This window comes from Cellulomonas sp. IC4_254, from assembly GCF_011603975.1.
In the GTDB taxonomy this organism is placed as follows: domain Bacteria; phylum Actinomycetota; class Actinomycetes; order Actinomycetales; family Cellulomonadaceae; genus Cellulomonas.
This window is the reverse complement of the sequence record NZ_JAANNB010000102.1, coordinates 1-13,819: the sequence shown is the minus strand read 5'-3', so window position 1 is coordinate 13,819 and position 13,819 is coordinate 1. Positions and strand designations below refer to the sequence as shown.

The following is a 13,819-nucleotide window of genomic DNA, read 5'->3' as shown; positions in this document are numbered from 1 at the left end:
CGTCCCAGACCCGCCCGCCGGGCGCCCGACCCGCACCGGGTGGGTCGCGGCCGCGCCCGGACCGGACGCCGAGTGTCCAGGAACGCGGCGCCATGCCGGCGTGTCGCGGGCGTGTCCTGGACACTCGGCGACCGCGGGCCCGGTGGGCGAGACTGGGGCCCCGCACCCGAACGACCTGGAGGTCCACCCGTGGCCACGCCCCCGCTGCCGTCCGACGCCGTCGAGCTGCTCCGCCGCCCGAACCCCGCCGTCATGGCGACGCTGCGCTCCGACGGCACCCCGGTGTCCGCCGCGACCTGGTACCTGTGGCGCGAGGACGGCCGCGTGCTGCTCAACCTCGACGGCACCCGCGTCCGCCTGAAGCACCTGCGCCGGGACCCGCGCGTGACCCTCACCGTCCTGGACGCGGACGACTGGTACACCCACGTGACGCTGGTCGGCCGGGTCGTCGAGATCACCGAGGACACCGACCGCTCCGGCATCGACGCCCTGTCCGAGCACTACACCGGGCAGCCGTACCCCGACCGGGAGAACCCGCGGTTCTCGGCCGTCGTGGAGGTCGAGCGCTGGCACGGCTGGGGCGCCCACCAGAGCTGACGCCCCTCAGGCGGTCGACGGCTCCCGGAGCATCGCCCACGGGCGCGGGCCGCGCACCGGGACCGGGCCGGTCGCGACGAACCCGAACCGCTCGTACAGCCGGCGGCTCGCCGCCGTCGTCGCCTCCAGGTACGCCGGGAGGCCGGCCGCGTCGGCCCGCGCCAGCCCGTGCCGGAGCAGCGCCGACCCGACGCCGAGCCCGCGCGCGTCCGGGCTCACGGCGATCTCCTCCAGGTACCAGTGGGGGCGCCGCGGCCGGTGCCGCTCGTACCGGGCGGTCTGCGCCGCCGCCGTGGGCAGGTGCCGCAAGCCGATCGCCCGCACGACCGCGGGCAGCTGCCGCAGGCGGTCGCGCGCCGGCGCCCCGTGCCCGGGTCCGTGCCACACCGCCACCCCGAGCACCGGGGCGCCGGGCTCGGCGCGCGCGACGTCGACCGAGCCGCCCGGCAGCGGCCCGGACCGCAGCTGCGCCACGTGCAGGGCGACCAGCCGGGCGGTGCGGTCCCGGTCGCCGGGGATCATCGCGCGGATCACCGGGTCGTCGCCGAGCACGTCGGCCAGCAGCCGCGCGCACGCGGCGGCCTCGTCGGGGCGGGCGGTCTCGACGACGACGCTCACGGGTGTCCTTCCGGTGCGGGTGGCGGGTGCGGAGTGCGGCGGGTGCCGCGGTGCCGCGTGCGGCGGGTGCGTGACCCAGCATCCCGCACCCACGCCCTCGGCGTCCCGCCCGAGGTGCGCACCCGTCAGGCCGCGACGCCCAGCCGCCGGGCCAGCGGGACGGCCCGCAGCACGGCGTGCGCCGCGGGTCCGCGGGCCGCCACCAGGAGGTCGACCTGCGGGCGGGCGGCGGGCCACAGCCGGGCGCCGACGGCGTAGTGCGAGCCGAACCCCGGGTCGACGAACGGCGCGTCGGTCGTCCCCAGCAGGTACGTCATGGCCGCGAGCCGGCCGACGGAGCCGGGGCTGAACCGGCGGAACCGCTCGTCGTAGGCGTCCAGCAGGCCGAACCAGCCGCCGCCCGACCGGACGTGGAACCCGGCCCAGATCGTCTCGCCGCCTGCGGTCAGGCGCAGCGCGTCCAGGTCGCCGTCCCGGCGGAACGCGTCGACCATGTCGCGGAACCAGCGCTCGTCCGCGGGGTCCAGGCCGAGCGCGGCCCCGCCCCGCGCGGGGTCGCCCTTCCAGCCCGCGGCCTGCAGGGCCACGAACCGGTCGACGGCGGCGGGGTCGTCCGACTCGTCCTGCAGCTCCAGCGGCCCGCCGAGCTCCCGCGCCAGGCCGCGCGCCACCCGGCGGACGTTGCGGGCGTCGTCGGTCCGCAGGTGCCCGGTCGACAGCGGCGGGTCCACGACCACGCCGTCGACGGGCGCGGGCACGGGGACGACCTCGAACGCCTCCCGGGGCGCCCAGGCGCCGACGTCGCGGCTGCGCACGTGCACCCGCATCCGGCGCCGGGCGGCCACCTCGTCCAGCACGTCGGCGAGCGGTCCCTCGGCGGGGAACCGGCGCAGCAGCGCGAGCCCGGGCAGCCCGACCGTCGGCGCGCCCCGGAGCAGCGCGTCCAGCGCCTCGGGCGCGCGGTCCCGGCGCAGCAGCGGGTGGTGCCGGTCGCACTGCGAGGTCATGAACTCGCCGCCGGTCGTCACCGCGCGGACCGGCAGGCGCGGGGCGACCCGCTTCGTGGTGACGGCCAGGGCGCCCAGCCACGTGTCGCCGTCCTGCGCCACGAGCACCCGGACCTCGTGCGCGTCCGCGCGGCTGCGGGCGGGCAGCAGGAACCGCGGGTCGAGGCACATGTTCGGCGCGAGCGCGTCCGCCGCCAGCCGCTGCCACGCACGGGCGTCGGACCCGGTGACCTCGGTCAGCGGGATGAGCCGGATGTCCATGCGCCGACGGTAGGGCGGTATTTGCCCGGGTTTGTCCTCATTGGCGGGTGAACCCGCGCGGCCTCACCCGGCCGGCTCAGCCGGCGACCGCGACCGCGCTACGGCAGGTGCACGTGCTGCGGACCCAGCTCGCCCACGCTCCGCACCCCCAGCAGCGCCATCGTGCGCCGCACCTCGCGGGTGAGGATCTCCGCCGCCCGGTCGACGCCGCGCTCGCCGCCGGCCATCAGCCCGTACAGGTACGCCCGCCCCACCATGGTCGCGTCGGCACCGAGCGCCACGGCCGCGACCACGTCGGCGCCCGACAGGATGCCGGTGTCCAGCCAGACCTCGGCCCGGTCACCCACGGCCTGCTTCACGTCGGGCAGCAGCCGCAGCGGCACCGGCGCCCGGTCGAGCTGCCGCCCGCCGTGGTTGGACAGCACGATCGCGTCCGCCCCGGCGTCGACCACCCGCCGGGCGTCCTCGACGGTCTGGATGCCCTTGATCACCAGCGGCCCGTCCCAGGACGCGCGCAGCCACTCGAGGTCGGCGATCGTCATGGTCGGGTCGAACAGCGCGTCCAGCAGGTCCGCGACCGTCCCGCCCCAGGACTGCAGCGAGGCGAACTCCAGCGGCCGCGTGGTCAGCAGGTTGAGCCACCACGCGGGGTGCATCCCGGCGTCCAGCACCGTCTTCACCGACAGCGCCGGCGGGATGGAGAACCCGTTGCGGGTGTCGCGCAGCCGCGCACCCGCCACCGGCACGTCGACCGTGAGCTGCAGCGCCTCGAAGCCCGACGCCTTCGCCCGCGCCATCAGGTCCTCGCCGGCGGACCGGTCCCTCCACACGTAGAGCTGGAACCACTTCCGGGCGTCCGGCGCCGCGGCGGCCACGTCCTCGATCGAGGTCGTGCCCATCGTCGACAGCGCGTACGGGATGCCCCGACGCTCGGCGACCCGGGCGACGGCCCGCTCGCCCTCGTGGTGCATCATCCGCGTGAAACCGGTGGGCGCGAACGAGAACGGCACCGCGGCCGGCCGCCCCAGCATGGTGGTGGTCGTGTCCACGGCGGACACGTCCCGCAGGACCGAGGGCCGGAGCTCCAGGTCCCGGAACAGCCGGCGCGCGCGGCGTAGGCTGATCTCCGCCTCGGCGGCGCCGTCCGTGTAGTCGAACACCGACCGGGGCGTGCGACGGCGGGCCACCGTGCGCAGGTCGGCGATGGTCAGCGCGTCCTCCAGGCGGCGACGCGTGGGGTCGAGGCGGATCGGCTTGGGCCGCAGCAGCGGCTGGAGCTCGGACCACCTCGGCAGCTGGCGCTCGGTCATGTCGGAGATCCTCCCTGGTCCGCCGGCTCGGCGCAGGGGGCCGGGAGCGCTCGGCTCAGGCCGCCGCGACCGCCCGGGCGATCCGGTCGACCGCCTCCGTGAGCACCTCCGGCGAGCACGCGAGGTTCAGCCGCGCGTAACCCGCGCCCTGGCGGCCGAAGTCCGGGCCGCTGGTGAGGGCGACGCGGGCGTCCGCGAGCACCCGGGCGGCCGGGTCGTCGCCCCAGCCGAGCGCCGACAGGTCCAGCCACGCGAGGTAGCTCGCCCCGGGGCGCCGGAACCGCACCTGCGGCAGCCGCTCGGCGAGCAGCCGCTCCAGGAGGTCGACGTTGTGCTCGATGGCCGCGACGGTCCCGACCAGCCAGTCGCGGGCGTGCGTGAAGCCCTCGCGGGTGGCGATCGCGCCGAAGTGCCCGGTGCGGCCGGTCACCTCCTCGGGCAGCCCGCGCAGCAGGTCCGCCATCGGGTCGCTCGCGGCGACCGCCAGCGCGCACTTGAGGCCCGCGAGGTTGAACGCCTTGCTGCCCGACTCCGCCGCGACCCCGTGGGCCCGCGCCGCGTCCGACACGCTCAGGTAGGGGGTGAAGGTGCGGCCGGTGTGGGTCAGCGGGGCGTGGATCTCGTCGCTGAGCACGAACCCGCCGCGCCGCTCGACCACCTCGGCCAGCGCCGCGAGGTCCGCGCGGTCGTGCACCAGGCCGAGCGGGTTGTGCGGGTTGCACAGCAGGACTCCGCGGGCGGCGCCCGACGCCAGGGCCGCGTCGATGCCGTCGAGGTCGAGGCGGTGCGTCGTCCCGTCGTCGAGGAGCGGCACCTCGACGACCGCGGCACCGGCCTCGGCCACCAGCTCGAAGAACGGCGGGTACACCGGCGGCGTGATGACGACGCCCTGCCCGGGCTCGACGAGCCGGCGCAGCACCTCGACGATGACGACGCTGACGTCCGTCGCGGTGCGCATCCGCGCGGGGTCGGGCGACCAGCCCCACGCGTCGGCGGCGAACCCGGCGAACGCCTCCGGGGCGCCGCCGCCCGACGCGGGCACGTAGCCGGTGTCGCCGCGCTCCAGCGCCTCGGTGAGCGCGGCGGTGATCGCGGGCGCGAGGGGGTAGTCCATCTCCGCGACGAACAGCGGGAGCACGTCGTCGGGGTAGGACGCCCACTTCTCGCTGCCGCGGCGGCGCAGGACGTCGAGCGGGTGGGCCTGGGTCATCGGGGGCACGTCGGCAGGGTAGGCGCGCGCCGGCGGGCGGCGCACGCGACGGTGCCGCGACCCGCCCCGCGCGCGGCGGGTCAGGCGGGCTCGGGCGGGGCGTCCGGCGGGACGGCGACCGGGCCGGCCTCCGCCGGCCGCGGCCGGTCCTGCGGGTGCAGCCGGACGGCGACCAGGGCGACGTCGTCCTCGCCCGGGCCGCCCGGCAGCTCGGCGAGCAGCGTGTCGCACAGGTCGTCCAGGTCCCGCCCGGCGTGCCGGGCCAGGGCCGCGCGCAGGTCGTCCAGGCCCGCGCGCAGCGGGCGGTCCCGGCGCTCGACCAGGCCGTCGGTGTAGAGCAGGACGCTGTCGCCGTACGCGAGGACCGTCTCGTGGTCGACCCGCTCCCGGTCCGGGTCGAGGCCGAGCAGCAGGCCGGGCCGGTGCTCGTCGAGCGCGCGGACCGCCCCGTCGGCGCCGACGACCATCGGCGGCGGGTGCCCCGCGCTGGACCAGCGCAGCCGGGTGCGGCCGACGGCGCGCTCCTCGGGCGTCTGCTCGACGCGCGCGACCACGAGCGTCGCCAACGCGGGGATCTGCAGGGTGCGCACGGCGGCGTCGAGCAGCGTCAGGACGTCGGCCGGGCTGTTCCGGGTGACGACCGCGATCGCGCGGAGCATCGACCGGAGCTGCGCCATGAGGGCCGCGGCCTCGACGTCGTGTCCGACCACGTCGCCGATCACCAGCATCGTGCCGCCGTCGTGCTGCATGAACGCGTCGTACCAGTCGCCGCCGACCCGGGCGGCCTCCGCGGCGGGCTGGTACCGGACCACGACCTGCATGTGCTCGGGCTCGACGGGCGCCGTGAGCAGGGTGCGCTGGAAGGTCGCCGCGACGTCGCGCTGCCGCCGGTAGAGCCGCGCGTTGTCGAGGGCCAGCGCCGCCGTCGCGGCCACCTCGACCACCGACGCGACCTCGTCCGGGGCCAGCGGGGGCCGGCCCGGCCCGTTGAACAGGGTGACGGCACCGAGGGTGCGGCCGCGGCTCTTGAGCGGGGCGACGGTCAGCGACGTCGGCGCGAGCCGCTCGACCAGGTCCCGGGCGGGTCCGGGGGCGAGGACGCGGTCCAGCGCCTCGACGGCGGCGTCGTGCACGTGCACCACCTCTCCGGAGTCGATCGCGCGCATGAGCATCGACCCCGGGACGAGCGCCCCGATCCGCTCCCGCGCGTACGCGGCGACGAGCTCGCGCCGGGCCGGGTCGGCGTGCCACCAGCCGACGTCGCGCAGCCGCCGTCGGGGCGCACGGGACTCGTCGTCCTCGACGAGGGTCACCAGGCACCAGTCGGCGACCGCGGGCACGAGCAGCCGGGCCAACCGCTCGACGGCCTCGTCGGCGTCCATCGTCCGGCCGAGGCCGGACGCCACCGCCGAGACGAGGGAGCGCTGCTCCCCGGTCGTCTCACGCACCTGGCCACCCCTCACCCCGTGCGCCCGCCCCGTCGCTGGAGGTGGGCTCCTGGCGCAGACGGTACGGCACGACGGCGCGCCGGCGCGCGCGCTGTTTCGGCGTCGTCACCTGCGGCGGAGCCGCCTGCGGGGCCGTCACCAGCGGAGCGTGAACCAGACGACCTTGCCGCCGTCGGGCGCCGGTCGCCAGCCCCACGCGGACGTCACGGCGTCGAGGATGTGCAGCCCGTGGCCACCCGGCAGGCCCTCGCGGTTGCTGCGCCGGCGGGGGAGCACGGCCGCGGCGGCGTCGCCCACCTCGTAGGTGAGCTGCCGCCGGGCGCCGACCACGCTCACGGTGATGGTGCGGGTGCCGGGGGCGTGCCGGAGCGCGTTGGTGAACGCCTCGCTCATCGCGAGCTGGACGGCGTCGACGACCTCGCCCGGCGCCCCGGCCGCGCTGGCCCGTTCCATCGACCAGGTGCGGGCGCGGCCGAGGGAGGACGCCGACGACGGGAACGCGCGCTCGTCACCGCGTCCTGTCCCGTGCACCCGCCGACCGTAACCGACGCGGCGGCCCACGTCCCGCCGACGCGGCCCGACCGCCGGACCACTCACCCCGCACCTCACCCTGGCGGGTGCGGGGGCCCCGGCGAGCCCGGTGCGGGCGCTCGGCGCGACGCGGCGGGGCCCCGCCCGCATACTGACCCCGTGAGCACGCTCTCGACGCCCGCGGGCGCCCAGCCCTCCGGCGGCCGCCTGCACGTCGACCCGGCGGCACCCGAGGTGCTGCGGGCGGAGGGCGAGATCGACATCGACGTGGTGCACACGTTCGCGGGGACGCTCGGGGTCGACGAGGTGGCGGTGGGCCGGACGCTCGCAGCGGCGGGCGTCGAGGAGGTCGACCTGAGCGGGGCGACGTTCATCGACTCGTCGGCGATCGCGCTGCTGGTGTCGATCGCCCCGCACCGACGGCCGGAGCGGCTGCGCGTGCGCGGGGCGACCGGGGCACCGCTGATGACGCTGCAGGTCACGGGCCTGGACGCCGTGCTCGACATGGTCCCCGCCCGACCCTGAGCCGACGGCCGGCGGGTCACACCCCGGCCAGTGCCGCCTCCCGCGCGTCCGCGGCACCCGCGCCGCGCCGGGTCAGCGGGGCGCGCAGCCCCAGGTGCTCCCGCAGCGTCGTCCCGGTGTACGCGGTGCGGTAGGCGCCGCGCTCCTGGAGCTCCGGCACGACCCGGTCGACGATGTCGTCCAGCCCGGACGGGATGATCCACGGGCTGATGTTGAACCCGTCGACGGAGCCCGTACGGACGAACCGCACCAGCCGGTCGGCCACCGCGGACGGGGTGCCGACGAACCCGCGCTCGCCGGACACCCGGATCACGAGGTCGCGGATGGACAGCCCCTCGGCCTCGGCGAGCGCGCGCCACCGCGCGGCGACCTCGTGCGTGCGGGCGCCGGTCGTGGACGAGCCGCCCTCGCCGCCGAGCTCGGCGACGACCGGGTCGTGCGCGGGGAGCGGGCCGTCGGGGTCGTAGCCGCTGAGGTCCTCGGCCCAGATCGTGCCGACGACGTGCAGCGCGGTGGCGGGCGTGACCTGCTGCCGGGCGACCCAGCGCGCCTTCTCCTCGGCCTCGGCGGGGGTGTCGCCGACGACGATGGCCGTGCCCGGGAAGATCTTCACGTCGTCCTCGGGCCGGCCCGCCGCGACGGCGCGCGCCCGGATGTCCGCGGCGAACTCCAGCGCGTCGGCGAGCACCGACCCGTGCCGGGAGAAGATCACGTCGGCGGAGCGCGCGGCGAAGTCCCGGCCCTGCGCGGAGTCGCCGGCCTGGAAGATCACCGGGTGCCCCTGCGGGCTGCGCGGGGTGGTGGGGTCGATCGCGACGTCGAGCAGGTCCCCGTGCGCCTCGACGCGGGCCACGGAGCCGTCGGGGCGGTCCGCGTCGGGCCAGGCGTCCCAGATCCGCCGGGCCGTCGCGAGGACCTGCTCGGCGCGGTCGTAGCGGCGGGCGTGGTCGAGGTAGCCGCCGCGGCGGAAGTTCTCGCCGGTCCAGGCGTTGTCGGTCGTGACGACGTTCCAGGCGGCGCGGCCGCCGGACAGCACGTCGAGGCTCGCGAGCCGCCGGGCCAGGTCGACGGGGTCGTTGTAGGTGGTGTTCTGGGTGGCGACCAGGCCGATCCGCTCGGTCACCGCGGCCAGGGCGGCGAGCTGGGTGATCGCGTCCGGCCGGCCGACGACGTCCAGGTCGTGCAGCCGGCCGCGGCTCTCGCGGAGCCGCAGGCCCTCGCCGAGGAAGAACGCGTCGAACAGGCCGCGCTCGGCGGTGCGGGCGACCCGCTCGAACGACGCGAAGTCCGTCTGCGAGCCCGACTCGGGGTCGGACCAGATGGTCGTGTGGTTGACGCCCTGGAAGAACACGCCGAGGTGCACCTCGGCGCCGGGCCGGGTGATCGGGTGCGCGGTCTCGTCGGCGGGACGGGTCTGCGGGGTCGGGTCGGTCACGGCGGGCTCCTCAGGCGGTCGCGCGGGCGGCGCCCGCGAAGCGGTCGGCGGGCCGGGTGAGGCCCAGGTGGTCGCGCAGGGTCGCGCCGGAGCGCGGTGCGGCGGTGCGGCGGTCGGCGCGCAGCGCGGGCAGCACCTCGCGCGCCAGCACCGGCAGGTCCGTGTCGAGCGACGCGGCGAGCAGCCGGACGCCGGCGACGGCGGGGTCGTCCGCGAGCTCGGCCAGCAGGGCGAGCAGCCCCGCCGGGTCGCCCACGTGCCGCAGCGCGGTGCCCGGCGCCCAGGGACCGGCGGCGTCGAGCTCGGCGAGCCGGTCCGCGCCCGTGCGGCCGGCCGCGTCGAGGACGACCTGCACCTCGACGACGGCCCGCGCGCCGGGATCGGCCGCGACGACGGCACGGGCGGCGGCCCGGGCGGCGGCGACGTCCGTCCCGCCCACCAGCACGACGTCCACCAGGCGCTCGCCGTCCCGGCCCGGTCCCGCGACGTCACCGGACCGCGCCAGCACCACCGGCTGGCCCTGCGGCGGCCGCGGGGTGATGAGCGGGCCCACGACGGAGAACGAGGCGCCCACGAAGTCGACCCGGTGGATGCGGTCCCGGTCGACGTACCGGCCGGTCGCGACGTCGCGGACCACCGCGTCGTCCTCCCACGAGTCCCACAGGTCGCGGACGACCTGCACGACGTCGCGGGCCTCGCGGTCCAGGTCGGCGACCGGCGCGCGCCCGTAGGCGGCCGGGGCGGCGTCGCCGGGGGTGACGGACGCCAGCCAGCCGGCGCGGCCGGACGCCGTGAGGTCGAGCGACGCGAGCTGGGTCGCGACGTGGAACGGCTCGGGGTAGGTGGTCGGCACCTCCGGCACCAGGCCGACGGCGGTGGTGGTCCGGGCCACGAACGCGGCGCGGGTCACCGCGTCGAGGCGGGCCGAGGCGGGGGAGCCGGGGACCGCCGGCACGACGGCGTCGGCGAACGTCACGAAGGTGAGCCCGGCGTTCTCGGCGTGCCGGACGGTGCGGGCCAGGCGGGCGCCGGACACGAGGTCGGCGGCCGCGAGCCCGGACAGCGCGGCGGCGGCCGGGTGCGCGCCGGCGCCGTCGACGTCGAGGCCGGTGAGGAGCGGGGGACGGTCACGGTGGGTCTCCGGTGGGTCGGGGAGCGGCGGGATCGGGCGGGGCGCGGCGGGCGCCGCGGCGTCAGAGCGCGGTGTGCGCGCCGATCCGGTGGTAGGTGCGGTCGTGGTAGACCAGCGGCGACGCGGCGTCGCCGGCCCCCGCGCCCTGGTCGCCCTGGTCGCCCGGGTCGCTCGCGGTGCCCGCGGACAGCGCCCGCAGCGACACGAGGTACGAGTCCCCGACCGGGGTGCGCTGCACGACCCGCGCGCGGACCCAGGACACGGCGCCGTCGATGACGGGCTCGCCGGTGGGCAGCGAGGTCCAGCCGCCGGCGGCGAACCGGTCGATGCCGCTGGTGGCGAACCGGGCCGAGACGTCGTCCTGGTGGTCGGCGAGGAAGCTCACCGCCAGCGTCGGCGCCGCGGAGACGGCCGCCCACGACGACGAGGTGGACGCCAGCGAGAACGCGAGCAGCGGCGGGGCCGCGGACACCGAGATGACCGACGTCGCGGTGAAGCCGACCGGCCGGCCGCCGTGCCGCAGCGCGACCACCGCGACCCCGGCGGGGTGCCGGCGGAACACCTGCTTGAACTCGTGCGGGTCGAGCTGCGGCTCGTCCTGCTCGGCGAGCAGCCGCTCCAGCGGGCCCAGGTCCGTGCGCTCCGCGGTCACCGGGCCGCCCCCGCGAGGTCGGCGGGGACGGCGTCGGGCGCGGCGGCGGCGGGCGCCGCCGGCAGCCCGAGGGCCCGGCGCAGCGGTCCCGCGGCGCGGGCGAGCCAGGCGTCGAGCGCGGGGTCGAGGTCGCCGAGCTGGGCCTCGGTGAGCGTCAGCGAGCGCGCGGGCAGCACGGCCCCCAGCTCGACGAGCACCGGCCGCAGGTGCACCTCGCCGGCGAGCGCGTGCGCCGGGCTGCCGGACACCACGAGCGGCACCGCGACCACGCCGGCCAGGCCGTCCGCGCCGTACAGGTCGAGGAACGCCTTGAGCAGCCCGGTGTACGACGCCTTGTAGACGGGCGTCGCGATCACGGCGAGGTCGGCGGACGCCAGCCGCGCGAGGGCGGCGTCGGCGGCGGGGTGCGCCGGGGCGAGCAGCCCGCCGGCGAGCGTCGCGAGGTCCACGACCTCGACGGGGGCGGGGGTGCCGGGGGCGAGCGCGGCCAGGCGCTCGGCGGTGGCGCGCGCGGCGCCCAGGGTGCGGGACCCGGCGCGCGGGTTCCCGGAGACGGCGACGACGGACGGGGACGACATGGTGGCCTCGCAAGGGGTCGATCACGGTTGCCGTGCGGCGGAGCGGCGCGTGCCGGCCGACGGCCAGGTCATCTCCCGGAGCACCCCGCCGTGACGTAGGGGTTGCTGCCCAGCCAGCCGGGGCTTGGCGCTGGGACTCGTGACCTCGGTGCGGAGGTCTAGCACCCGACCGGCCCGGGCCGACCCGGGCGCGGGGGAGTTCTCACGATCCGGGACCGTGCGAACGCCTGGGACCTAGGTCCTGTGACATCGCTCCGGCATACGAGACGCAGGGCACGGATCGTTGACGCCCACCCGTGGGGTTCGTAGGTTCCCCGGCACCGGTTCGGACCGGGGCGCGCCGCACGGCGGGTCCCGGGACGCGCCGGGTGGTCATGAGCTCCGACGCGAAGCCCCGGCTGGTCGGACGGCAACCCCCCGCGCGGGTGGGTGCCCCGGGTGAGGACCAGGTCCGCCGCCGCCCGGCGACGGACAACACGCGGACCCGCCCGACTGCGGCGGGGGCACACGAGGAGAACGCATGAGCCGGACCGTGCAGGCGCCCTGGGCGCCCTCGGCACCCGCCCTGCCGACCGTCGCCGCCACCTCCGGCGAGCGCTGTCGCTGTCGTCGCTGACGGCACCCCCGCCGGCGGCGCGCCCCGCCCGGGCCGCCTGACCCCGGGCCGCCCCGACGCCTGACGGCGCGGGCAGCGGCCGCGGCCCGGCGCCGCCCGTCGGCCGCGGGGCCTGCGCCGCGGCGTGCTCCGCGCCCGCCGCGTGCTCCGCGCCTGCCGCGTGCTCCGCGCCTGCCGCGTGCTCCGCGCCCAGCCGCTCCCCGGCTTCGCGCTTCGTGCTCCGCGGCTCCGCCCCTCCCGGCTCCCGCAACCCTCGCCGAGATAGGACGTCCCGGTCGAGATAGGACCGCCTGCGGTCCTATCTCGACCCGCGGGCCCTATCTCGGCGGGAGGCAGCGGCGTGCCCCTCCTGCCCCTCGACCGTGTCTCGGCGCGTCGGTGCGTCGCGGCCTGCCCGCGACGCATCGGAGCACCCGACCTCCGCCGTACCCGACCGCCCCCGAACGGAGCCGTCATGCCCTTCTCGTCCCCGCGCGCCGACCGCCACGCGCTGCTCGGCGTCGACCTGACCGCCGCCGGCGCCCGGCCCGGCGCGCACGGTGCGCTCGGCCCGGTGGCGGCCCGCGCGTTCGACGGCGAGCGGCTCGCCCGCCTGATGCACCGCGCCGACCGCGGCCTGCTGGACCTGGTCGTGCTCGGCGACGCGCTGCTGCTGCACCCCGGGCGGCGGCAGGTCCCGGGCCGGCTCGACGCGGCCGTCGCCGCCGCGCGGGTCGCGCCGCTGGTCCGCACCGCCGCCCTGGTGGCGGGCGTCCCGCACGACCACGTCGAGCCCGGGCACCTCGCCGGCGCCCTCCGCGGCGTGCAGGGTGCGTCCGGCGGTCCCGCGGGCTGGCAGCTGTCCGGTCCCGCGGCGCGCGACCTCGCCGACGCGGCCGGCGAGGGGGCGCCAGCGGCCCCGGCCGCCCCCGGGGGCGCCGCCGACCCTGCGGCCGAGCGCGCGTGGGCCGACCGCGCCGCCGCCGCGCTCGACGCGGTCCTCGCCGCCTGGGACGCGGGGGAGCCCGGCGCGGTGCGGCGCGGCGGGGACGGCCGGTTCCGCGTCGACCACGACGGCATCCGGTTCGCGGTCCGCGGCCGGACGGCCGCCCGCGGCACGGACGAGGCCGGCGCGGCCCCCACGGCCCGCGCTGACCGCCCGCTCGTGGTCGTCCCCGTCGCCGGACCCGCGGCGGAGGCGCTCGCGGGCCGGTACGCCGACGTCGCCCGGCTGACCGCCCCCGACCTGGAGGCCGCCGCGGCGGCCCGGTCCCGGGTGCGCGCCGCGGCCGTCGCCGCCGGCCGCTCGGCCGACGCCGTGCGCGTGCTGCTCGACGTCGACGTGGCGCTCGCGGACGACCGGGACGCCGCCCTCGCGCGGCTGGACCTGGTGCGCTCCGTCGAGCAGCCGGACCTCGGCGTCGCCGGCGCGGTCGTCGCCGGGACCGGCGCCGACCTGGCCACCGTGCTCACCGACGCCGTCCGGGACGGCGCGGTCGACGGGTTCGTCGTCCGCCCGACCTCGGTGGAGGCGGACCTCGCGGCGCTCGTCGGACGGACGGTCCCCGCGCTGCAGCAGGCGGGTGCCTTCCGGCTCCGGCCGAGCGGGGACGGGTCCGGGGACGGCCCGGCCGCGTCCTCGACCTCGTCCGCCCCGTCCGCGACCGCGGTCACCGCGCCGAGGACCACCGCGGCGGGGTGGCTCCCGCCCGCGCCGCGCGCCGCCGGGGCCGTGCCCGCCGAGGGCGCCTGGTCCGCCGCCCCGTCCGCGACCGCGGTCACCGCGCCGAGGACCACCGCGGCGGGGTGGCTCCCGCCCGCGCCGCGCGCCGCCGGCGGGGGTGCCGTCAGCGACGACAGCGACAGCGCTCGCCGGAGGTGGCGGCGACGGTCGGCAGGGCGGGTGCCGAGGGCGCCCAG

13 protein-coding genes and 2 riboswitches are annotated in these 13,819 nt (G+C 78.5%); of the genes, 3 read left to right on the top strand and 10 right to left on the bottom strand.

Annotation, left to right across the window (positions count from 1 at the left end; all coding sequences use genetic code 11):
• The first annotated feature begins 189 nt into the window (after positions 1-189).
• The gene (locus G6556_RS11310; RefSeq protein ID WP_166941354.1) at positions 190-597 is read left to right on the top strand and encodes a PPOX class F420-dependent oxidoreductase; all 408 of its coding nucleotides are present in this window, start codon (positions 190-192) and stop codon (positions 595-597) included.
• 6 nt (positions 598-603) lie between these two features.
• Here G6556_RS11310 and G6556_RS11305 read toward each other — a convergent pair whose 3' ends face one another.
• The 6 genes from G6556_RS11305 to G6556_RS19930 form a co-directional block, all read right to left on the bottom strand.
• Positions 604-1,215, bottom strand: a complete 612-nt coding sequence (locus G6556_RS11305; RefSeq protein WP_166941352.1) for a GNAT family N-acetyltransferase — start codon at positions 1,213-1,215, stop codon at positions 604-606.
• Positions 1,216-1,340: 125 nt separating this feature from the next.
• Complete coding sequence (locus tag G6556_RS11300) at positions 1,341-2,483, bottom strand: GNAT family N-acetyltransferase (protein ID WP_166941350.1); 1,143 nt, start codon at positions 2,481-2,483, stop codon at positions 1,341-1,343.
• 98 nt (positions 2,484-2,581) lie between these two features.
• Positions 2,582-3,793: an alpha-hydroxy acid oxidase gene (locus tag G6556_RS11295; protein ID WP_166941348.1), complete on the bottom strand. Its 1,212-nt coding sequence runs from the start codon at positions 3,791-3,793 to the stop codon at positions 2,582-2,584.
• A gap of 55 nt (positions 3,794-3,848) precedes the next feature.
• Entirely contained in the window at positions 3,849-5,003 is a 1,155-nt protein-coding gene (locus tag G6556_RS11290) for an aminotransferase class I/II-fold pyridoxal phosphate-dependent enzyme (RefSeq protein ID WP_166941362.1), read from the bottom strand.
• Positions 5,004-5,083: 80 nt separating this feature from the next.
• On the bottom strand, positions 5,084-6,451 hold the full coding sequence (locus tag G6556_RS11285; protein ID WP_346774845.1) for a GAF domain-containing SpoIIE family protein phosphatase: 1,368 nt from the start codon (positions 6,449-6,451) through the stop codon (positions 5,084-5,086).
• Positions 6,452-6,586: 135 nt separating this feature from the next.
• Positions 6,587-6,982: an ATP-binding protein gene (locus tag G6556_RS19930; RefSeq protein WP_166941346.1), complete on the bottom strand. Its 396-nt coding sequence runs from the start codon at positions 6,980-6,982 to the stop codon at positions 6,587-6,589.
• Between the two features lie 159 nt (positions 6,983-7,141).
• Here G6556_RS19930 and G6556_RS11275 point away from each other — a divergent pair, with 159 nt between their 5' ends.
• Positions 7,142-7,507: an STAS domain-containing protein gene (locus G6556_RS11275; protein WP_166941344.1), complete on the top strand. Its 366-nt coding sequence runs from the start codon at positions 7,142-7,144 to the stop codon at positions 7,505-7,507.
• 16 nt (positions 7,508-7,523) lie between these two features.
• Here the strand turns inward: G6556_RS11275 and G6556_RS11270 are convergent, their stop codons facing one another.
• The 4 genes from G6556_RS11270 to G6556_RS11255 all read right to left on the bottom strand — a co-directional run bounded on the left by G6556_RS11270 (position 7,524) and on the right by G6556_RS11255 (position 11,304).
• On the bottom strand, positions 7,524-8,891 hold the full coding sequence (locus G6556_RS11270) for an NtaA/DmoA family FMN-dependent monooxygenase (protein WP_346774846.1): 1,368 nt from the start codon (positions 8,889-8,891) through the stop codon (positions 7,524-7,526).
• A 61-nt stretch (positions 8,892-8,952) separates the two neighbouring features.
• Positions 8,953-9,978 carry a nitrilotriacetate monooxygenase gene (locus tag G6556_RS11265; RefSeq protein ID WP_346774844.1) on the bottom strand — a complete coding sequence of 342 codons (1,026 nt, stop codon included), beginning with the start codon at positions 9,976-9,978 and terminating at the stop codon, positions 8,953-8,955.
• 157 nt (positions 9,979-10,135) lie between these two features.
• Positions 10,136-10,726, bottom strand: coding sequence for a flavin reductase family protein (locus tag G6556_RS11260; RefSeq protein ID WP_166941342.1), 591 nt, complete (start codon positions 10,724-10,726; stop codon positions 10,136-10,138).
• Entirely contained in the window at positions 10,723-11,304 is a 582-nt protein-coding gene (locus tag G6556_RS11255; protein WP_166941340.1) for an NAD(P)H-dependent oxidoreductase, read from the bottom strand. The genes G6556_RS11260 and G6556_RS11255 overlap by 4 nt, the downstream gene beginning before the upstream one ends.
• Positions 11,305-11,344: 40 nt before the next feature.
• Positions 11,345-11,449: riboswitch (SAM riboswitch) on the bottom strand.
• Between the two features lie 225 nt (positions 11,450-11,674).
• Positions 11,675-11,789: riboswitch (SAM riboswitch) on the top strand.
• A gap of 585 nt (positions 11,790-12,374) precedes the next feature.
• On the opposite strand from G6556_RS11255, the gene G6556_RS11250 reads away from it, so the two are divergent.
• A partial coding sequence (locus G6556_RS11250; protein WP_166941338.1) for an LLM class flavin-dependent oxidoreductase occupies positions 12,375-13,819 on the top strand: 1,445 nt, incomplete at its 3' end.

Coding starts and splice junctions, on each gene's coding strand:
- G6556_RS11295 (WP_166941348.1), bottom strand. CDS start 3,793: ATGACCGAGCGCCAGCTGCCGAGGTGGTCCGAGCTCCAGCCGCTGCTG.
- G6556_RS11255 (WP_166941340.1), bottom strand. CDS start 11,304: ATGTCGTCCCCGTCCGTCGTCGCCGTCTCCGGGAACCCGCGCGCCGGG.
- G6556_RS11290 (WP_166941362.1), bottom strand. CDS start 5,003: ATGACCCAGGCCCACCCGCTCGACGTCCTGCGCCGCCGCGGCAGCGAG.
- G6556_RS11300 (WP_166941350.1), bottom strand. CDS start 2,483: ATGGACATCCGGCTCATCCCGCTGACCGAGGTCACCGGGTCCGACGCC.